Source organism: Natrinema marinum, assembly GCF_024296685.1.
Classification (GTDB): Archaea; Halobacteriota; Halobacteria; order Halobacteriales; family Natrialbaceae; genus Natrinema; species Natrinema marinum.
The window spans coordinates 2,376,195-2,395,061 of the sequence record NZ_CP100763.1 but is presented as its reverse complement, the minus strand read 5'-3'; the positions used below and the strand labels follow the sequence as shown (position 1 = coordinate 2,395,061).

The following is an 18,867-nucleotide window of genomic DNA, read 5'->3' as shown; positions in this document are numbered from 1 at the left end:
TCTCGAGTGTGTCACGAACTCTCACCCGTTCAAACCGACAACTGGTGGGGCGTTGATTACAGTTGTTCGTTCGACTCGCCCCGCAGTATCAATCGAGTCGCGATCGACGTTGGATGCACACCCGGTGAACGAGAAGAATGCGTGGTACCCGTTGTCTAGGGCTATCTTCCGCCGTTCGGGCTCTGGTCCTCGATCTCGTTTCGGAATGTGAAACAAAATCGCATATTCAGTCACCTGACGAAATCCTCCTCGTGGGCACGATCGGTCGTCCGAGACGGACGCTGGCCCCGCGAGTGGCGCTTTCGCTCGCCGCGCTCGATGGATGGTCCCGTCCGCGAACTGAAACGGCAGCCAGAACAATCGCGTCGAACAGGTAAGTCGTCGCTCAAGTACCCTCTTCCCCTCTTCGCCGGTCAGATCACGTTCTCGGACTCGAGAGCCGCGATCTCCTCCGGTGAGTAGCCGAGATCGCCGAGGATCTCGACCGAGTGTTCGCCGAGGTCCGGCGGTGCGCGCTCGTGGGTCGTCTCGAGCGAGGAGAAGTTGACCGGGTTCGCGGGCGCTTTCACCGTCCCGTGCTCGGGGTGGTCCATTTCGGCGATCATGTCGTGGGCTTCGATGTGGGGGTCGTTCACCACGTCCTCGACGTCGTTGACGGGCGTACAGGGGACGTCGTACTCGTCGAGATGTTCGACCCACTCCTCGGTCGTCCGCTCGGCGAAGATGGCGTCGAGGCGGCTGTCGAGTTCGTCTCGGTGCTCGGTCCGATCGGTGAACGTGGCGAATCGCTCGTCGTCGATCCACTCCTCGCGGTCGAGGGCGCGACAGAGATCGGGCCAGATTCCCTCGCTGATCACGCCGACGACGACGTGCGAGTCGGCCGTCTCGATCGCCTGATACGGGGCGAGGTTGGGGTGTTTCGTCCCCATCCGACGGGGCACCTCGCCGGAGGCGAAGTAGTTGGTCACGTGATAGAGCAGCCACTGGAAGCTCGTATCGAACAGCGAGAGCTCGATGTGCTGTCCCTCGCCCGTCTGCTGGCGGTGGTACAGCGAGGTCAGGATGGCGTACGTCGCCGTCATCGCGCCGGAGACGTCACAGATGGAGATGCCGACGCGGGCCGGCTGCTCTTCGGCGCCGGTGATGCTCATCATTCCGGCTTCGCCCTGCAGGATGATGTCGAACGACTTCTCCCCGCTGTACGGGCTGTTGGAGCCGTAGCCGGAGACGTCGCAGTAGATCAGGTCGTCGTTCAGACTCGAGAGGGTCTCGTAGTCCGCGCCGAACGCCTCGGCGTTGCCGGGGCTGAAGTTCTGCATGAAGACGTCGGCGTCCTCGATCAGATCGTGGAGGACGGTCTGGCCCTCCTCGCTCGTCAGATCGAGCGTGAGACTTCGCTTGTTGCGATTCAGACTCACGAAGTACGCCGATAGCCCCTCGTATTCGGGGCTGTACGCACGGGTGAGATCGCCGTGTCCCGGCCGTTCGATCTTGATTACGTCCGCTCCGAGGTCGCCGAACGTCTGGGTTGCCATCGGACCGACGAGCGCCTGTGTCGCGTCAATAACGGTTACGTCCTCTAGGGGCCGCATGTCTCGCTGATGGATACACCTCGGTTTATACGTTCCGCTCGCTGCGGTCGAGAGTCGCCAACCGCAGCCGTCGGACCGCCGTCCTCGTCCGATGTCGATGGAATGTATACACATAATATATGTTTTATTACTTATTGTTCCCTTGGGCCGTTCCCAAAGGTTTAATTAGGAAGGATGCACCGGATAGGGTGTATGAATCCCACCAGTAGGCGGGAAGTCTTGACAGTAGCGAGTGGTGTAGGTGCTGCGGCGCTAGCCGGCTGCCTCGGCGGCAACAGCGGCGGCGGCGCGACGTCGATAAGTGTCGGCATTCCGAGCGCTAGTACGACGACTGGCGCGGCGAGTAACTCCTTCCAGCGAGTCGTCAAAGAGCAGTCCGGTGATACCGAGCCGGCCGGTGAGATCCGCTGGCAGAACCAGGAGACCGGTGGAGACCCACCCAGCCTCCGTCAGTTCGCCCAGGGGAACTTGCAGGCGCTGACCGGGGGGAACTTCATCGTCGCGTCGGCCCAGGAGGACATGGCACCCTTCGCGGAACGGCCCCTGGACACGCTCCCCAACCAGATGTTCTCGATCACGCCGCTGCACATGCACGTCCTCTCGGTGTCGGGATCGGGGATCCAGACGACCGACGACCTCGTCGGCAGCAACTTCTGGCCGCTACCGCCCGCGTGGGGACTGCGCCAGCAGGCCGAGACCGTCTTCTCGAACGCCGGGCTCTGGAGCGAACTCCAGGACGCCGACTCGATCGTCAACGCCGACACGGGCGACGTGGCCGGTCTCATCGAGGAAGGCAGCGTCGACGCTCTCGTCGCCTACGGTGCCGGGTTCCAGAATCTCGCCGGCTGGGCGACCGAAGTCGACGCCCGTGCCGACCTCCAACTCGTCGAGTTCTCCGACGGCTTCGTCGAGGCCGCGAACAACACCCGCGGGACGAGCCACAGTGAGATCGACACCTACGGCTGGGAACAGCAGAGCTTCGACGCCGACACGATGGACGTCTACGGCGCGGACTTCCAGTTCTGGCTCGGCAGCGACGTCTCCCGCGACGTCGGCTACGAACTCGCGCGGATCAGCAACGAAAACACCGAGTCGATTCAGGAAGGCCAGCCGGCGTATCTCGACCACAGCGACCCCGAGAACATGGCCAGCCTCTACCTCGAGGACATCCCGGTCCATCCGGGGCCGTACGACTACCTCGAGGAGCAGGGCGTCGACATGAGCGCGTACACCCGCGGCGGCGAATAGAACGCCCATGAGCGAGACCCAGAGCGAACCGCCCGTCTGGTCGCCGCTGGATCTCCGACGGGAGCACCTGCTGAACAATCTTGTCACGGTCGTGGCCCTGCTCTTCTGGGGCCGGGTCCTGCTGTACGGGCTCAATCAGGAGGTACCGCGGGCGAAGTACGGTGCCGTCTTCCTCGCGGGTGGCGTCCTGATCTACGTTCTCGACGAACTCCGCGACCTCGAGGGAACCGATCGCCTCGAGCGTCTCGGGCTGTGGGCGTGTGCGCTCGTCGGCGTCGCCGTGCCGGCCTACGTCTGGCTGCACTACGAGGTGCTCGAGACCCAGCGGATCGGCTACGCGTTGGGCTACGAGTACGCCATCGGCGGCCTGTTCGGGCTCGTCGTCCTCTATCTGACCTACCGGGCGTTCGGGGCGGCCTTCGCGGGCGTCGTGATCGCGTCCGTCCTCTACGCCTACTTCGGGAACCTCATCACCGGACTATTGAGCCACGGCGGGATCGCCGCCGAACAGATCATCAACGTCCTGACGATGGAGTTCGACGGCTTCTTCGGCTCGATCACGCAGGTCGTCGCCGTCAAGGTCGCGCTGTTCTTACTCTACGCGGGACTGATGCAGGGGTATGGCGCGTTCGACCTGATCATGCGGCTTTCCTTCCGAACGGCGAAGTACCTCCGGTCGGGAGTCGCCCAGTCGGCGGTGATCTCGAGTCTGATCGTGGGGTCGATCAACGGCGCCCAGACGGCGAACGCGGCGATGACGGGTTCGTTCACGATTCCGCTGATGAAGGAAAGCGGGATGAAGGCGGACTCGGCCGGCGGGATCGAGGCCGTCGCCTCCTCCGGTGGGCAGATCATGCCGCCGGTGATGGGCGCGGCCGCGTTCGTCATGGCCTCGCTCATTCCGGGGATCGGCTACGTCGACGTGCTCATCGCCGGGATCATCCCAGCGCTGGTGTTCTACATCTCCGTCGCGATCGGCGTCCACTACATGTCGATCAAACAGCTCCCCGAGGGTGGGATCGATCTGGATAGCCGGCTCGACGACCTCGAGGAGGGGTACCACCCCGTAATCGAGGCGATCCGCTTCGGCGTCCCCTTCGCCGTGTTGCTGTACACGCTGGGGATCGCTCAGTGGACGGTCATCTCCTCCGCGCTGTACACCTGTGGGGCGATGGTGGTGACCGGTGCCGGCCTGCCGATCATCCTGAGCATCGTCGGCGACGCGGACCCGATCGGAACGGTCCGTGACGCCGCGAACGACACCGTCTCCGGGTTCAAGTTCGGTGCCGTCGCCATCGCGCCGATCGCGATCATCATCGCGGCGGTCAACGGAATCGTCGATCTGCTGAACGCGACCGGCCTCCCCGGCAAGCTCTCGCTCGCCATCGTCGGCGTCGCCGGCGGCATCCTGCTGTTTACGGCCATCCTCTCGATGGTCGTCTGTCTCATCCTGGGACTGGGGATGCCGACCGTGGCGGCGTACACGATCGTCGCCTTGCTCATCGCGCCGACGCTGACCGGCGAGTTCGCCCTCGAGCCGGTCGCCGCGCACTTCTTCGTGTTCTACGCGGCGATCCTCTCGGGGATCACGCCGCCGATCGCTATCGCGGTCGTGGTGACGACCGGCATCGCCGAGTCGAACTTCTGGAAGACGGCGCTCGAGGCGCTGAAGCTCGGCCTGCCGCTGTTCGTGCTCCCGTTCACGTTCATCTACAACCCCGAGATCGTGACCGGCGGCTTGGGACTCGCGACCGCCGGCTCGGGACTGATCGTCCTGCTGGGCGCGGTCGCGATCACCCACGGACTCAACTGCGCGCCCGACCCCTTCGGGATCTCGTCGCCGCTGAGCTACGGCGTGCGCGCGGTCTACGTCGCCCTGGGCGTCGTCGCGATGGTGTGGCCGTCGCTGCTGCCACGCCTCGGCGTCGTCGCCGTTGCGCTCGTCCTCATCGCGCTCCAGACGCAGGTGACGCGCGATACCGGCGTCGGTGCCGTCCCTGGCGGCGACTGACCCGTTCGCGGCGCGTTTTTCGAACGACTCCGGATCGACCGGCGGTCGTTTCCTTCGGCGACCAGCCAGTGGCGACGCTCGAGGTGAGGCGTCTCCGTGCCGGACGAACGTGCCCTCGGTGATTCGACCGGCTCGCCGGCGCGGCCGTTCGATACCGCTGGTGCGGCGCTATCGCCCCCTTCGCGAGAAAAGACGGAAGTTACGTCGCGTCTCCGCTCGAGCCGGGCCGTTCAGTCGAGGTAGACGCCGTCGGGGTCGAGCTCCTCGCGGATCAATCGGAGCTCGTCGTCGGTCGGTGCTCGCGTCCGCTCGACATCGTCGGCGAACTGAATCTCCCAGCCGGTCGCCGCCCGCACGTCGGCTTCGGTGACGCCGGGGTGGAGTCGCTCGACGATCATCTCGCCGTCGTCGTCGAACCCCATGATCGCCTTGTCGGTGATGACGGCGTCCGGCCCGCCCCGAAGCCCCAGGTCGGCCCGATCGGTCTCGGCGTCGAGGTAGCCCGGGCTCGTGACGAAGTCGACCTCCTCGGGGAACCGCCGCTGCTCGAGCGGCGAGATGATGATCGTCCGATGGGCGTTGCTTGCGATCTCGCAGGCCCCGCCGCTGCCGGGCAGCCGGACCGCCGGATCGTCGTAGTCGCCGATCACGGTCGAGTTGATGTTGCCGTACTTGTCGACCTGCGCGCCGCCGAGGAAGCCCACGTCGATCCGCCCGCCCTGCAGGTAGTACGAGAAGCCGTTGAGCATCGATTCGACGCCGACCGCGCCCGAGGCGAGCACCGGGTCGCCGACCGACAGCGGGAGCGAACTCGGGTTCGAGCCGATCGTCCCGGACTCGTAGATCATCTCGAGGTTCGGCGCGTGGTTGCGCTTTGCGAGGTTGCAAGCCAGGTTCGGGACGCCGATCCCGACCAGCACCGAGTCGTCGTCCTCGAGCTGTTCCGCCGCCGCCGTCACCATGAGCTCCGTGTCAGTGTACTCCATCAGTAGTCACCCATATCGATCGCCGTCGCGTACCGCGAGTCGACTTCGAGGTCCAGCAGCCGCTTTGCACCGAGTTTCTCGAGGTACTCGCGTCGGTTTTCGACGCCGTAGACCCACTCGTCGAGCCACGCCTGTACGTCCTCGTGGCTCTTCGAGACCTCTTCCCACTCGAGGTAGGCCTCGTTGTCCCGGTCGTAGTACCCCTGCGCGTACGACGGGTGTGCGCCGTAGGGGACCTCGACGACGTGGTCGACGGCGTCGGCGGTGAACAACGTCCGGTTGGGATCGCTCCGAATCGTTTCCGTCGAACAGAGCTCCTCGACGCAGCAGACGACGGTGTCGGCCGCCAGCGCGGCTTCTTTCTGCTCTCCGGGAATTCCCCAGAGGTGGGCGTTACCGTCCTCGTCGCCTCGCTGTGCGGAGACGATCGCCACGTCGGGCTCGATCGGCGGGACGACCGGGATCTCGTCGTCGCCGTACGGGCTCGAGACCGTCCGGATCGCGTCGTTGTGGTCGACGAGGTCGGAGCCGGCGAACGTCCGAACCGGCATGAACGGCAAGTTCGCCGCGCCGGCGTGCAGCGCCGCGACCATCCCGTAGTGGGTGTACTCTTCGGTCTCGATCGGGTTCGGAACGCCCGCTTCGACCGCTCGCCGGAACGCCCGGAGGCTGCCGACGCCGGGGTTGCCGGCCCACGAGAACGTCACCTTCGAGACGCAGCCCGCGGCGATCAGCTGGTCGTACACCAGATCGGGGGTCGCGCGGACGAGCTCGAGATCGCTGTAGCCGGCGCGGATGATCTCGTGCCCGGCGGCGAAGGGGATCAGATGCGTGAACCCCGCGAGATACAGGCTATCACCGTCGTTAACGGCGTCGCTAATCGCGGACGCCATCGTCGTCACTTTTGACATCGGGTACAGCACCGACCACAGCGGGCACTCGTATAAGGCCATCTCTTTTCGGCCGCTCGGTCCGCTCTTCCGGCCGGATAGTCGGCATCGGTCGGCAACGCTGTCGAATAACGAAACGCGGTCGCCGATCCGTTTCCGTGCGTGACCCTTTTTGCGAACTAGCGCCTAGATGGGATGGTATGTCCCGAAACGATGCCGAAAACGGGGATCACGGACCGCGATCACCGACGATCAAGAGCGTCGAGACCTCGCTTGGAATCGTCGACGAACTACAGGCTCGAGACGGGGCCAGGGTATCGGAGTTGGCGGCGGCGACCGGGAAGTCGAAGGGAACCGTCCACAAACACCTGATTACGCTCCTCAAACACGACTACGTCGTCAAAGAGGGCGACGAGTACCGGGTCGGGCTCCGGTTCCTCGACGTCGGCGGCTACGCGCTCCATCAGATCGAGGGGTTACAGTACATCGAACCGAAGATCCGTGAACTGGCCGATCTCACCGGGGAGACGGTTCAGTTTTCCGTCGAACAGCGCGGTCGATGCGTCGTCCTCGAGCGAAAGGCGGGCCAGAAGGGCGTGTTCAGTCGCGCTCGAATCGGCAGGCGGTTCTACATGCATCAGGTCGCCGGCGGGAAGGTGATCCTGTCGAACCTGCCCGACGAGCGAGTCCGTGAGATCGTCGCCCGCCACGGGCTGCCGGCCGCGACCGACGAAACGATCACCAGCGAAGCGGACCTGTTCGCGGAACTCGAGACGGTCCGCGAGCGAGGGTACGCCTTCAACATCGACGAGAGCACGCAGGGCCTTCACGCCGTCGCGGCCCCGCTGATGGGTCCCGACGGCGACATCTTCGGCGCGTTCGCCGTCGCCGGCCCGAGCCACCGGATGCGCGGCGAACGGTTCACCGACGAGATCCCGGACATGATTCGAAGCGTGGTCAACGAACTCGAGTTGAACCTCGCGCACTCGTGAGCCACTCCCCCGACGCGGTGATTGACGTTCGGCCTCTCGACTTCGGGGCGAGTTCATAACATAGTATAATAATACTATGAAATTGTATGGTTCTGTCTGCCGAGTAACAGCGGAATGCCAATCGTGAAACCGCCCAAATTTCGCATATGGGCGCCATATGGCTATTTGTAGCGATCTTTCTCTTGCCTAGGTTCGAATTAATGGGGGATCGTCCCTCTGCCGATATCTGAGAGTGATTATCGGCTTACTCGGACATAAAATGCTTGGAGAGGCGATATTGATATCGTCGGCTTTCTCAAGAGCTGAATCCCATCGGTTGCTCTCTCCTAACAGATTTACTATTGTTTTCGACTCGTTTATGTAACTTGGTACTTACTCGCGGTCGTTCGACGAGTGACTCGGCGGCAGCGATCGTCGGATCGAGGGACGGTTCGCTCTCGATGGCATCCCCGGTTCGATCCGGGCGATTTCGAGCAGCCCCGATCGATCGGGCGGCGGCCGAGTGCCGCCGGCAGCGGTCCGAGCCAACAACCCTTATAGTGGTTACCGAGTACTGTCTCGTATGGAGGATATTTTCGTCGCTCGAGTCATGTCCACGTCGGTACACACGGTATCGACGGACACGCTCGTCGAGCAGGCCGCCCAACTCATGCTCGAGAACGGAATCGGCTCGGTCGTCGTCGTCGACGACGAGAACCGACTCGAGGGGATCCTGACGACGACGGATTTCGTCCGGATCGTCGCCGAACGCCAGCCGAAAGATCAGACACCGGTGTCGACGTACATGAGCACGGATGTCGTCACGGCGTCGGCACAGGACAGCATCCGCGACGCTGCAGACGTTATGGTCGAGCGCGATTTCCACCACATCCCCGTCATCGACGATGACGAGGGCGTCATCGGGATGGTGACGACCTCGGATCTGGCTGGCTACATCTCGCGCGTGCAGTCGCCGAGTCCCGAGTGACCGCGTACAGGCGCGGTCGAATACTGCGAGAAATCACCGCCTCCGATCGAGGCAGTCCGGTTTCGCTCGCGTTCGATACTCGTCGCGAAGCGCTGGTGGAGGACGTTCAGCAGTACGACCGCGATACAAAGGCGCTAGTTCGGACTCGAGTCGGGTTCGTCGCCCGCTCCCGGTTCGGGGCTCGGCCGCTCGTCCGATTCGGTCATCCACCGGACGATGTCGTCCAGCCGATCCCGGAGCGTCCGCGCCTCCGCCGGCGTCAGTGCCACATCGGCATGGCCCGTCGCGTGGTCGCCGGCCATCGCGTCGACGCTGACGATCACGCGGTGGCCCTCGGCCGACTCCGGGCGGACCGATAGTTCGGCTCTGTCTGGATAGTCCCGCGGCGGCCCCGTCTCGAGATCCGTTTCACCGCGCGTAACGCCGATCTGGACCCGTTCGGGACACTCGAGGTCGAACGAATCAGTCGGGTCCTCCGTGAGCGGCGGCCCTTCGGAGTGCGTGGGGTTCTCTGCCATATCGAACAGTTGGTCGGCCGCCCTCTTGGCTGTACTCCCGAGTCGGTTCCGACCGCCCAGTCTTCTCGAGTAGTCTGTCGATCGGTTAGTGAACTCGCCGCTATATTCTATACATGATCTTCTTGCCGGGATCGACGCCGACGAACTTCACCGAATACGATGTCACCGACGACATCGACGCCCACGGCGAGTACTTCCAACCCGTCGTCGGCTGCGTGCCGGCCGTCGTCAAGCCGTTCTGACGCCGTGCTGGGGGTCAGCCCCGTCGACGGGACCCAGTCTCAATCGTCGTCCATCGGCGCGCTCACGGACTCGACGCGCTCGCCGCGTGGCCCCTCGAGATCCACCTTCGGCAACAGATCACGCAGGTAGCGACCGGTGTGGGAGTCCTCGAGTCGGGCCACGTCCTCCGGCGTCCCGGTGGCGACGATCTGCCCGCCGTTCTCACCTCCTTCGGGGCCGAGGTCGATGACGTGGTCGGCGTTTTTCACGAGGTCGAGTTCGTGTTCGATGACGACGACGGTGTTGCCGTTGTCGGTTAGCCGGTGAAGCACGTCGATGAGCTTGCGCTCGTCGGCCGAGTGCAGTCCCGTCGTGGGTTCGTCGAGCAGGTACAGCGTCTCGCCGGAGTCCTTCTTGCCGAGTTCCTCCGCCAGCTTGATCCGCTGGGCCTCCCCGCCCGAGAGCGTCGTCGAGGGCTGGCCGAGCTTCATGTAGTCGAGCCCGACGTCTTTCAGCAGCTTCAGCCGGCGGCGGATCTGGCTCGAGGATTCGAAGAAGTCGTAGGCTTCCTCGACGCTCATCTCGAGGACGTCGGCGATGGTCTTGCCCTTGTAGGTCACGTCGAGCGTGGCGTCGTTGTAGCGGGCACCGTCGCACTCCTCACAGGGGACGTACACGTCCGAGAGGAAGTTCATCTCGATCTTCACCGTGCCCTGACCGCCACATTCCTCGCAGCGGCCGCCCTTGACGTTGAAGGAGAACCGCCCCTTCTCGTAGCCGCGCTGTTTCGAGAGCTTCGTCTGGGCGAACAGCTCCCGGACGTAATCGAAGACGTTGGTGTACGTCGCGGGGTTCGACCGGGGCGTGCGGCCGATCGGCGACTGGTCGATCAGCCGGACGGTCTCGATCTCCTCGAGGCCCTCGAGGGCATCGTGGTCGCCTGGAATCACGCTCGTGTTGTCGTTCATCTCGCGCGCGAGGCCCTTGTAGAGCACCTCGTGCATCAGCGTGGACTTCCCGGAGCCCGAGACGCCCGTGATGGCGGTAAAGCAACCCAGCGGGAGGTCCACGTCGAGGTCTTTCAGGTTGTGCTGGCGCGCCCCGCGGATCGTCAGCGCGCCGTCGGGGTCGCGCCGGTCATCAGGGACCGGGATCTGCTTGCGACCCGAGAGGTAGTCGCCGGTGATCGACTCCTCGGTCGCCTTGACCTCCTCGACGGGACCGTTGGCGACGACCTCGCCGCCGCGCTTGCCCGGACCCGGACCCATGTCGATAACGTTGTCCGCGCGGCGCATCGTCTCCTCGTCGTGTTCGACGACGAGTAAGGTGTTGCCCAGATCGCGCAGTTCACAGAGCGTGTCCAGCAGCCGGTCGTTGTCCCGCTGGTGGAGTCCGATCGAGGGCTCGTCGAGCACGTACAACACGCCGACGAGGCCGGAGCCGATCTGGGTCGCGAGCCGGATGCGCTGGCTTTCCCCGCCCGACAGCGTCGAGGCCTCGCGGTCCAGGGTGAGGTACTCGAGGCCGACCTCACACATGAAGCCGAGGCGGGCGCGGATCTCCTTTAAGATCTCCTCGGCGATCACCTTCTCGCGCTCGGTGAGGTCCGCCTCCATCGACTCGAAGTGTGCGAGGGCGTCGCCGATGCTCATTCCGTTGATCTCGGTGATGGCGGTCTCGTCGACCAGCACCGCCCGGCTCGCGGGTTTGAGCCGGGTGCCGTCACAGGCCGGACACTCGGTGACCGACATGTAGTCCTCGATGTGCTCGCGGGTCGAGTCGGAGTCGGTCTCGATGTACCGGCGTTCCAAGTTCGGGATGACGCCCTCGAAGCGCTTTTTCTTCCGGCGGGTGCCGTTCTTCGTGTTCCGCTTGAACAGCACCTGCTCGTTGGTGCCGTAGAGGAACGCCTGCTGAACGTCTTCGTCGAGGTCCTCGAACGGGGTCGACAGCGCGACGCCGAAGTGCTCGGCGACGGCGTCCAGCCGCGTCTGGTAGTACGAGCGGTTGTAGCTCCAGGGCTCGAAGACGTGTTTCAGCGGTTTGGACTCGTCTTGCAGGACCAGCTCTTCGTCGATCTCCTTGGTCTCGCCCAGCCCTTCGCACTCGGGACAGGCACCGTGGGGCGAATTAAAGGAGAACGAGCGGGTCTCGATCTCCGGCACGTCGATCCCGCAGTGCGTACAGGCGAGGTCTTTCGAGAACTCGACGACGAACCGGTCGTCGTCTTCGGTCTCCTCGCCCAGCGCGCCCGTCCGGCGGGCCTCCTCCCCGAGGTCCGCGGCGACTTCCTCGGAGGCGTCCGGCAGGATGACCTTGAGGACGCCGTCGGCTTCCTCGAGCGCCGTCTCGACGCTGTCGATGATTCGCGGCCGGTCCTCGACGCTGACCTTCACGCGGTCGACGATCACGTCGATCGTGTGATCGAAGTTCTCGTCCAGATCGGGGTCGTCCATCGTGAGGTCGTGTTCCTCGCCGTCGATCTCGACGCGGGCGTACCCCTCGGAGACGAGTTCCTCGAAGAGGTCCTCGAACGCACCCTTCTGGTCGCGGACCACGGGTGCCGCGAGTTTGGCTTTCGTCCCGTCGGGGAGCTCGAGGATGCGCTCGACCATGTTCTGGGCCGACTGCTCGCCGACCTCGCGGCCACAGTCGGGACAGTGTGGCGTGCCGACGCGGGCGTAGAGCAGCCGCAGGTAGTCGTGGAGTTCGGTGACGGTCCCGACGGTCGATCGGGGGTTGTTCGCGGCGTTCTTCTGGTCGATCGAGATCGCCGGGGACAGGCCCTCGACGGTCTCGACCTGAGGCTTGTCCATCTGGCCCAGAAAGTTCCGGGCGTACGCCGAGAGGCTCTCGATGTATCGGCGCTGGCCTTCGGCGTAGACCGTCTCGAACGCCAGCGAGGACTTGCCCGAGCCCGAAAGACCGGTGACGACGGTGAACGCCTCGCGGGGAATCGTGACGTCGAGGTCCTTGAGGTTGTGTTCCTCGGCACCTCGAACTTCGATGGTGTCCTTGCTCATCGTTCGGTCGCGACTACGGACTGTCTCGGTTGTCGACGCGATGCCAGATTCATTGTATCTGTATCAGTGGCCGGAAGGACTTAACGAGTCTGAAAGGCCAATGTCGTGGGCTATGCTAGCATTCGACGACATTGGGTGTGGGGCCGCCGGATCGGGCCGCTCGTCGCGTGACAATCGTAATGGGGCGATCGAGTACCCCGGCTGGCCGTCCTCAATCGCCCTGCCGGTTCGACGACGGTTCGCTGGAAAGGTCAGCCGATGCCGGTTCGCTGGGGAGTTCGGTCGATGTCGACTCTCGCTGGTCGATCCGCGACACGTTCGTCCAGTCCAGGTCCGTCCCGCCGACGACGTCGACGATGCTCTTGACCATGACGAGGTCGTTGACGTGCTTGTAGCCCAGGACGAACAGCGGCGCGTAGCCGAGATACCAGTAGCTCTCGCCCTCGATCCCGAGCGCGAGCGCCGTCAGGAGCACGACGAGGACCGTGTACGTCACGAGTATCGGAAGGATCGCCGTGTGGCCGCCAGTCACCACGATGTACGCGATGACGCCGAGCACGAGCCAGCTCGCGACGGGCGTAAAGAGCATCGTGATCACCGCAAGCGGGACGTGGATTCGATCGACGTACCGGTTCCCCGGCGGCGTGCTGCCGAACAGGTGCTTTCGCAGCGTCATCACGTTGCCGCGGTACCACCGGAGACGCTGCCGGTAGAGGTCGCGCCACGTGTCGGGCGCTTCGGTGTACACGACCGCCTCGCTGAAGCGGACCTCGTAGCCCCTCGCCAGCACTTTCATCGTCGTATCGAAGTCCTCGGTCAGGGTGTGGGGGTCGTACGCCTCGACCTCCTCGAGTGCGGCCCGGCGGTACGCGCCCAGACAGCCCGGCACGATGGGAACGGCGCCGAACTGGTCGTACACCCGCCGGAAGAGGTTGATGCTGAGGACGTACTCGATCGCCTGGCATCTGGTCACGAACGAGTCCCGATTGAACGCGCGGACGTTGCCCGCGACCGCACCGACCGCAGGGTCCGCGGCGAGCGGCGCGACGATCTCGCGGAGCGCGTTCGTCTCGACGATGCTGTCGGCGTCGACGGTCACGACGACCTCCCCCTCGGCGAAGAGGAGGCCGTAGTTGAGCGCGGAGTACTTCCCGCCGTTGTCCTTCGAGACGACGGTCACGTTTTCGGCCCCGTAGCGGCCGGCCTCCTCGTGAGTCCCGTCCGTGCTGCCGTCGTCGACGACGATGATCTCCTTTTCGGCCGGATAGTTCGCCTCGAGCAGGCTCGCCACCGTCCGGCCGACGTACCCCTCCTCGTTGTACGCCGGGACGAGGATCGTGATCGATGGGAACTCGGCAACGTCGTCGTACTCGCTGCCGGTCAGCGCGTGAGCGAGGGCCGCAAACGGGATCGCCCAGCAGCCGAAGACGACGACGAGCGCGCCGAGATGGACGAGCGCGACGGCGGTCGGCGCCACCCAGCCGAGCAGGACGACCGCGACGGTACAACAGCCGAGGGCCAGCCCGAGCGCCGTCGGCGAGAAGCGGTGACGATACGCGGGCCGGCGCTCCACGACGTACCACGACCAGGCGAGATACGCCGCGAACACGGCGACGTACAGCGCGATCGCGAAGACTGTCTCGGTCGATAGCAAGCGGACGAGCAGCCCGTACGGGACGGCGGTCGCGAGACAGAGCAAGAGCAGGCCGAAGGTCCGGGCGGTAACGCGCTCAGTCATGGTTCTCCGCGTGCGCGGATGGTAACCTGCGGGCCGCCCTCGCTCACGACATCGCGACTTCGGTCCGTCGAATCGGTTCCGCCGGGCGGATGCGCGTGCCCGCCGGCGCTCGTCCCGTTCTCCGTGACCGACGCCTCGTCCGAGATCGGTTCGCCGCTGTCGACCGACTCCTCGACTCGCCAGCCGGTTTCGGTCCGCTCGAGTCGCCCGCGTTCGTACTTGCGGGCGAACTCGCCGACCGTCATGAACGCCACGTCGCCTTTCGATTTCGCGTGGTCGATGAGTCCGCGGAGCCGACGCAGTTTCTCTTCGGACGTGAACGTCGGGTAGTGGAGCATCTGCACGTAGAGGTCGCCGTCCCGGTACGCGTCGTCGAACCGCCGCTCGAGGGTGCGCTGCGAGTAGAACTCGTTGGTCGTCCAGTTTCGGACGAACGAGTGGGTGTTCGGAAGGTGGAGGATCCCGTTCGCCGCGAACGGGCCGGTTTCGTTGAAATACGCGCGCGTGAACCATTCGCCGCCGGAGACGGCCGCGTATCCGTGCTCGGCGAGCGTGCTCGCAGTCGCCTCGTCGTAGGTGTTAAACGGCGGGACGAACGTCGTCGGCGGTTGCCCGACGCAGGACTCGAGTGCCGCCGTCCCCTCCTGAAGCAACTCCTGCTGGCGCTCTGGCGGCAGGCCGCCGAACTCGCTACCGCCGTGGAACCCGGTCCGTCGGTCGTGTGTGTACCCGTGAAGCGCGTACTCGAATGTCTCTGGATGTGCGTCCGCCTGCTCGCGGAGGTAGCTGCAAAGCTCGCGGCTCGAGCGGTCGTCCTCGAGCGGGGGAATCACGCCCTGGGTCACGGGAACGTTCTCCTCGATGAATACTCGATCGACGGCGTGCATCGCGTCGGCTCGATAGCCCGTCTGTACGTCGTCGTTTCGGAAGATGACGATCGATCTGTACGACTGCCAGGCCGTCTCTTCCGACCGTCCCCGCTCGCCGTCTTCTACCGCGTCGTCCGTTTCGGAACCGTCCGCGACCGGATTCGACGCGGGCACGGTCTCGGTCGCGACGGGTTCCGGTCGGAACGTCGCGGGCCCGATCGCCGCGATGGCCGCCGCGGAGACGAGCAAGACGGCGACGACCACGACCAGCATCCGCCGACCCCGGCCGGCCCCGTTTACGGGCGACGGCGTCGCTGCGATCCGTGACCGCGCGCGCTCGAGGACGACCGTGGCGTCTCGTTGCCACGCCGTCTCGCCGTCCGCCGTCTCCGCTCGGCTCGTGCCGAAGGTGTGCCCGCAGTCCCCACACGTCCACGGACGGTCGCCGTCGATGAACGCGACCTCGCGACACCGCTCGCCGCAGTCCGGGCAGACGATGCCGTCGGCCGTACAGAACACCGGTTCCGGTTTGATTGCCCCGCACGGCTCGTGTTCGATCACTCGCTGGCGTGTCACGGCAGCCGATCCACAGCGCGGACACGTCCGATCCCCTGCCTCGTCTTTCCCCACTGCCATGACGCCGTCGACGGGAGAGTGACCCCTTGTAATACCGCGGTTACCGCCTTTCAACGCTTGGTTCCACGACGTATAGCCACGATTTCATTATTGATCGGCTGCTCAACACGGACCCTACCGGATACTACTGGACATCGACCGTTTCGAAATCGAAAACCAGCGTAGGAACGTGATACTGCGTGCACACCGTCCCGATAGACGCCTCGAGACCCGCTCGCTGGGACGATCGCCGCGACCGGGTGGCCGGACGCGGATCAGTGAATTCCGACGGGTTCTACGCGGTAGGAACCCGCTACCCGTGTGTGCGCTCACGATATCGGTTTACATCGTTTCCGTTCGCTGTCACCCCTCGCTATTAATCCCTCTCGATTCGGTCGCGCACCGATTCGATCCCAAAGTACCTTCGCCCGGAAGCCCCAAGGGAGCCTCATGAGCGACGACGCCGCGGACGCACTCGCGGTCGACGAGTTCGTCGAGTACTGCCGCACGCAGGCCGGCCTGCTCTCGGGGCACGTCGAGACGATGGGCGAGGAGGCCGACGAACTCTTAGACGAGATCGACCGGGAGATGGCCGAGATCCGATCGCGTCTCGAGGTGCTCCCGGACGAGATCGAGGGCACCGAGTCGCCGTCGACCGCCGACGTGCCCGACGCGGGCGAGGTCGACGTCGCGGCGATCGAGGAGTTGCAGGCGGAACTCGAGGAGAAACAGCTACTCGTCGAGGCCAAACAGGCCCGGATGCAGGCGTTTCAGGACCTGGCCGCGGGTTACACCGATCTCGCCGACGAACTGACTGCGGAGGCCGACGACGGGCAAGAGGCCCTGACCCGGATCCTCGAGTTCGAGGCCGACGCCGACGCGCCGGCGTACTTCGACGAGCGCCAGACGATGGTCGAGGCCGCCGCCGCATCGCGCGACGCCGACGGCGAGTGAACGAACTCGACCGTACTGACCCCGTGTTGACACCTTTGTTTCTCCCGCTTCGACGTGATACTCAGCCGAATATTGATCTACACCTTCATCGTCATGTGTGGGCATGCCAATCGACTACAGCCAGCGCGAGAAATCCTACGAACTGTATCGGAAGGGGAAACGAGAGGGGACGTGGGATCCGGACGACTACGATCTCGAAGGGGATCGGGAAGACTGGCAGCAGTTCTCCGAGGACGAACAGCAGCGGTTCCTCGCGACGTGTTCGGGGTTCTACGACGGCGAGGAAGACGTGACGCGGACGCTCGCGCCGTACATGATGGCGCTCGACGCCTTGCCGAACGAGGAGATGCCGTTCGACACCGTTCAGGAGGAGATATATCTGGCCCAGCAGGTGTACGAGGAGGCCAAACACACCGACCTGTTCAGCCGCTACTTCGAGGAGGTCTTCGGGACCCAGGAGACAGCACCGTATCGCGAGGGCGGCTATCAAGAGCAGGGGTACAGCACGGACGACCTCTACGACACCGCCGACGACCTGCTGGCGGCCGTCGAGAGCGGCGACCGGACCGATCTCGTCTACGCGCTCGGCGAGGCCTATCTGAACTACATGGGCATCGTCGAGGCCCAGCTCGCCCGCGGCGGCTACCTCAGCTTCGACCAGATGATCGAACTGAAAGCCGAGCAGATGGGCCGCGACGTCGTCCTCGAGTCGTTCCAGGAGGCCATCGGCAAGGTCCGGCAAGACGAGACGCGCCACATCGAGAACGGCCGTTGGATCCTGCAACAGTTGGCCAAGGCCGAACCGGATATCGTCGCGGACGTTTACGAGCCCCGCATCGAAGAGTACGTCGAGAACCGGCTGCTCGCCGACCCCCTCTACGATGAGCAGCCCTTCGAGGGCTACGACCAGCGCAAGATCGGCAAACAGGTCGTCCAGTACCTCCAGGACACCGTCGACTACATCGGTGCCGACCGGTTCGAGCGCTACGGCGACGTTCGAGCCGCCATGGAGGAGCGCCAGACCGCCGACTGAAACGCGTCCGAGCGGTCGTCGTTCTCAGTCCTCCAGCGCCTCGAGCAGCGTGTTTACGTCCTCACGGGTATTGTACGCGTGAATCGACGCACGGATTGCGTCCGGTTTCGGGAGGGAACGGACGACGATTCCCCGCTCGGCGAGTCGCTCGACGGTCCCCTCGGGGTCGTCGTCGGCGATCGTCACCAGTCCCGACTCGTAGGATCTGGGGCTCAGCAGGTGCTCGTCCGACACACCGTTCTTGAGCCGATCGGTCAGCGTCTCGATCCGCCGCTGAACCGCGTCGATGCCGACCTCCTCGAGCACGCTGATCGCCTCGGTCAGCCCAGCGTAGGGCGCAGGGCTGGCGGTACCGACCTCGAACCGTCGCGCACCGGCCGCGTAGCGGTACTCGTCGGCGTTCTCGTCCACGACGCTCCGGTAGCCGATCGCGGCGGGCGAGCGGTCCCGCTCGACGCCGTCGCGCACGTACAGAAAGCCGGCACCGAACGGGCCGAGCAGCCACTTGTGACCCGCCGCGACGACGAAGTCGGCACCCCACTCCCGGATGTCGACGGGGACCTGCCCCGGCGACTGGACGGCGTCGACCAGCACCAACGTCCCGGCGTCGTGAGCGATGTCGACGAGGTGGGCGATGGGCAGCCGCGTCCCGTGGGTCCACGTCAGCGAACTCACACAACACAGCGTCGCGTCCGCGAGCGCCGATTTCGCGGCCTCGAGGTCGAGCCGACCCCCCTCGGTTTCGAGCACCCGCACCTCGATCCCGCGCTCGCGCTCGAGGCGCCGCCACGGCAGGATCCCGGCGGAGTGCTCGAGGTCGGTCCGAACGACGACGTCGTCTTCGCCCCAGTCGAACGCGCCCGCGACGCGGTTGATCCCGTCTGTCGTACTTTGGGTCAACGCGACCTCGTCCGGCGTCGCGCCGAGCAAGTCCGCGACCGCCGTGCGCGCCTCGTCGTAGGCGTCGAACGCCGCAGGATACATGCCCTCCGCCGCGGGGGCCTCGTACTCGTGGTACTCGAGCGCCGACTCGGCGGCCTCGACGACGCGGCGCGGACTCGGCCCGCCGGCCCCCCAGTTGCAGTAGACGGTCGACTCGAGGGCGGGCATCGTCTCGCGGAGCGCGGTCGGATTCATTGTCGGTCGTTCGGCCGCGACCGTGTTCGTTCTGACGGTCGCCTCACTCTGTCAGCGATCGCTCAATTCGAC

General features: G+C 65.0%; 15 protein-coding genes. 7 read left to right on the top strand and 8 right to left on the bottom strand.

The annotated features are described in order from the left end of the window. Positions 1 to 413: 413 nt before the first annotated feature. Positions 414 to 1,592: a CaiB/BaiF CoA transferase family protein gene (locus tag NKH51_RS11925; protein ID WP_254761901.1), complete on the bottom strand. Its 1,179-nt coding sequence runs from the start codon at positions 1,590 to 1,592 to the stop codon at positions 414 to 416. Between the two features lie 192 nt (positions 1,593 to 1,784). On the opposite strand from NKH51_RS11925, the gene NKH51_RS11920 reads away from it, so the two are divergent. Both NKH51_RS11920 and NKH51_RS11915 read left to right on the top strand, forming a co-directional pair. Beyond that, positions 1,785 to 2,840, top strand: coding sequence for a TAXI family TRAP transporter solute-binding subunit (locus tag NKH51_RS11920; RefSeq protein WP_254761900.1), 1,056 nt, complete (start codon positions 1,785 to 1,787; stop codon positions 2,838 to 2,840). A gap of 7 nt (positions 2,841 to 2,847) precedes the next feature. Then, complete coding sequence (locus NKH51_RS11915) at positions 2,848 to 4,851, top strand: TRAP transporter permease (RefSeq protein WP_254761899.1); 2,004 nt, start codon at positions 2,848 to 2,850, stop codon at positions 4,849 to 4,851. Positions 4,852 to 5,081: 230 nt separating this feature from the next. Here NKH51_RS11915 and NKH51_RS11910 read toward each other — a convergent pair whose 3' ends face one another. Together NKH51_RS11910 and NKH51_RS11905 are read right to left on the bottom strand one after the other, a co-directional pair. Continuing rightward, entirely contained in the window at positions 5,082 to 5,837 is a 756-nt protein-coding gene (locus NKH51_RS11910; RefSeq protein ID WP_254761898.1) for a CoA-transferase subunit beta, read from the bottom strand. Further along, complete coding sequence (locus NKH51_RS11905; RefSeq protein ID WP_254761897.1) at positions 5,837 to 6,790, bottom strand: CoA transferase subunit A; 954 nt, start codon at positions 6,788 to 6,790, stop codon at positions 5,837 to 5,839. Before NKH51_RS11905 ends, NKH51_RS11910 begins: the two co-directional genes overlap by 1 nt. 137 nt (positions 6,791 to 6,927) lie before the next feature. Between NKH51_RS11905 and NKH51_RS11900 the strand changes: the two genes are divergently transcribed. Together NKH51_RS11900 and NKH51_RS11895 are read left to right on the top strand one after the other, a co-directional pair. Beyond that, a complete protein-coding gene (locus NKH51_RS11900; RefSeq protein WP_254761896.1) occupies positions 6,928 to 7,719 on the top strand; it encodes an IclR family transcriptional regulator in 792 nt (263 codons plus the stop codon). Positions 7,720 to 8,281: 562 nt separating this feature from the next. Next, on the top strand, positions 8,282 to 8,686 hold the full coding sequence (locus NKH51_RS11895; protein ID WP_254761895.1) for a CBS domain-containing protein: 405 nt from the start codon (positions 8,282 to 8,284) through the stop codon (positions 8,684 to 8,686). Between the two features lie 134 nt (positions 8,687 to 8,820). Here the strand turns inward: NKH51_RS11895 and NKH51_RS11890 are convergent, their stop codons facing one another. Continuing rightward, positions 8,821 to 9,204 (bottom strand): hypothetical protein, encoded by a 384-nt coding sequence (locus NKH51_RS11890; RefSeq protein ID WP_254761894.1) that lies wholly within the window; start codon positions 9,202 to 9,204, stop codon positions 8,821 to 8,823. A 113-nt stretch (positions 9,205 to 9,317) separates the two neighbouring features. Here NKH51_RS11890 and NKH51_RS18830 point away from each other — a divergent pair, with 113 nt between their 5' ends. After that, complete coding sequence (locus NKH51_RS18830; RefSeq protein WP_256527461.1) at positions 9,318 to 9,446, top strand: hypothetical protein; 129 nt, start codon at positions 9,318 to 9,320, stop codon at positions 9,444 to 9,446. A 39-nt stretch (positions 9,447 to 9,485) separates the two neighbouring features. Here the strand turns inward: NKH51_RS18830 and uvrA are convergent, their stop codons facing one another. The 3 genes from uvrA to NKH51_RS11875 all read right to left on the bottom strand — a co-directional run bounded on the left by uvrA (position 9,486) and on the right by NKH51_RS11875 (position 15,692). Then, the gene (uvrA, locus tag NKH51_RS11885; protein WP_254761893.1) at positions 9,486 to 12,449 is read right to left on the bottom strand and encodes an excinuclease ABC subunit UvrA; all 2,964 of its coding nucleotides are present in this window, start codon (positions 12,447 to 12,449) and stop codon (positions 9,486 to 9,488) included. Between the two features lie 211 nt (positions 12,450 to 12,660). Further along, complete coding sequence (locus tag NKH51_RS11880; RefSeq protein ID WP_254761892.1) at positions 12,661 to 14,187, bottom strand: glycosyltransferase family 2 protein; 1,527 nt, start codon at positions 14,185 to 14,187, stop codon at positions 12,661 to 12,663. Further along, a complete protein-coding gene (locus tag NKH51_RS11875; RefSeq protein ID WP_254761891.1) occupies positions 14,184 to 15,692 on the bottom strand; it encodes a DUF2334 domain-containing protein in 1,509 nt (502 codons plus the stop codon). Before NKH51_RS11875 ends, NKH51_RS11880 begins: the two co-directional genes overlap by 4 nt. A gap of 429 nt (positions 15,693 to 16,121) precedes the next feature. On the opposite strand from NKH51_RS11875, the gene NKH51_RS11870 reads away from it, so the two are divergent. Together NKH51_RS11870 and NKH51_RS11865 are read left to right on the top strand one after the other, a co-directional pair. Then, positions 16,122 to 16,625 (top strand): hypothetical protein, encoded by a 504-nt coding sequence (locus NKH51_RS11870; protein ID WP_254761890.1) that lies wholly within the window; start codon positions 16,122 to 16,124, stop codon positions 16,623 to 16,625. A 103-nt stretch (positions 16,626 to 16,728) separates the two neighbouring features. After that, positions 16,729 to 17,658 (top strand): ferritin family protein, encoded by a 930-nt coding sequence (locus NKH51_RS11865; protein WP_254761889.1) that lies wholly within the window; start codon positions 16,729 to 16,731, stop codon positions 17,656 to 17,658. 24 nt (positions 17,659 to 17,682) lie between these two features. On the opposite strand, the gene NKH51_RS11860 is transcribed toward NKH51_RS11865, so the two are convergent. Further along, a complete protein-coding gene (locus NKH51_RS11860; RefSeq protein ID WP_254761888.1) occupies positions 17,683 to 18,795 on the bottom strand; it encodes an aminotransferase class V-fold PLP-dependent enzyme in 1,113 nt (370 codons plus the stop codon). Positions 18,796 to 18,867 lie beyond the last annotated feature (72 nt).

Bases quoted from the DNA above. Each gene is read 5' to 3' on its own strand.
- NKH51_RS11925 (WP_254761901.1), bottom strand. From the start codon at position 1,592: ATGCGGCCCCTAGAGGACGTAACCGTTATTGACGCGACACAGGCGCTC.
- NKH51_RS11920 (WP_254761900.1), top strand. From the start codon at position 1,785: ATGAATCCCACCAGTAGGCGGGAAGTCTTGACAGTAGCGAGTGGTGTA.
- NKH51_RS11915 (WP_254761899.1), top strand. From the start codon at position 2,848: ATGAGCGAGACCCAGAGCGAACCGCCCGTCTGGTCGCCGCTGGATCTC.
- NKH51_RS11910 (WP_254761898.1), bottom strand. From the start codon at position 5,837: ATGGAGTACACTGACACGGAGCTCATGGTGACGGCGGCGGCGGAACAG.
- NKH51_RS11905 (WP_254761897.1), bottom strand. From the start codon at position 6,790: ATGGCCTTATACGAGTGCCCGCTGTGGTCGGTGCTGTACCCGATGTCA.
- NKH51_RS11900 (WP_254761896.1), top strand. From the start codon at position 6,928: ATGTCCCGAAACGATGCCGAAAACGGGGATCACGGACCGCGATCACCG.
- NKH51_RS11895 (WP_254761895.1), top strand. From the start codon at position 8,282: ATGGAGGATATTTTCGTCGCTCGAGTCATGTCCACGTCGGTACACACG.
- NKH51_RS11890 (WP_254761894.1), bottom strand. From the start codon at position 9,204: ATGGCAGAGAACCCCACGCACTCCGAAGGGCCGCCGCTCACGGAGGAC.
- NKH51_RS18830 (WP_256527461.1), top strand. From the start codon at position 9,318: ATGATCTTCTTGCCGGGATCGACGCCGACGAACTTCACCGAATACGAT.
- uvrA (WP_254761893.1), bottom strand. From the start codon at position 12,449: ATGAGCAAGGACACCATCGAAGTTCGAGGTGCCGAGGAACACAACCTC.
- NKH51_RS11880 (WP_254761892.1), bottom strand. From the start codon at position 14,187: ATGACTGAGCGCGTTACCGCCCGGACCTTCGGCCTGCTCTTGCTCTGT.
- NKH51_RS11875 (WP_254761891.1), bottom strand. From the start codon at position 15,692: ATGGCAGTGGGGAAAGACGAGGCAGGGGATCGGACGTGTCCGCGCTGT.
- NKH51_RS11870 (WP_254761890.1), top strand. From the start codon at position 16,122: ATGAGCGACGACGCCGCGGACGCACTCGCGGTCGACGAGTTCGTCGAG.
- NKH51_RS11865 (WP_254761889.1), top strand. From the start codon at position 16,729: ATGCCAATCGACTACAGCCAGCGCGAGAAATCCTACGAACTGTATCGG.
- NKH51_RS11860 (WP_254761888.1), bottom strand. From the start codon at position 18,795: ATGAATCCGACCGCGCTCCGCGAGACGATGCCCGCCCTCGAGTCGACC.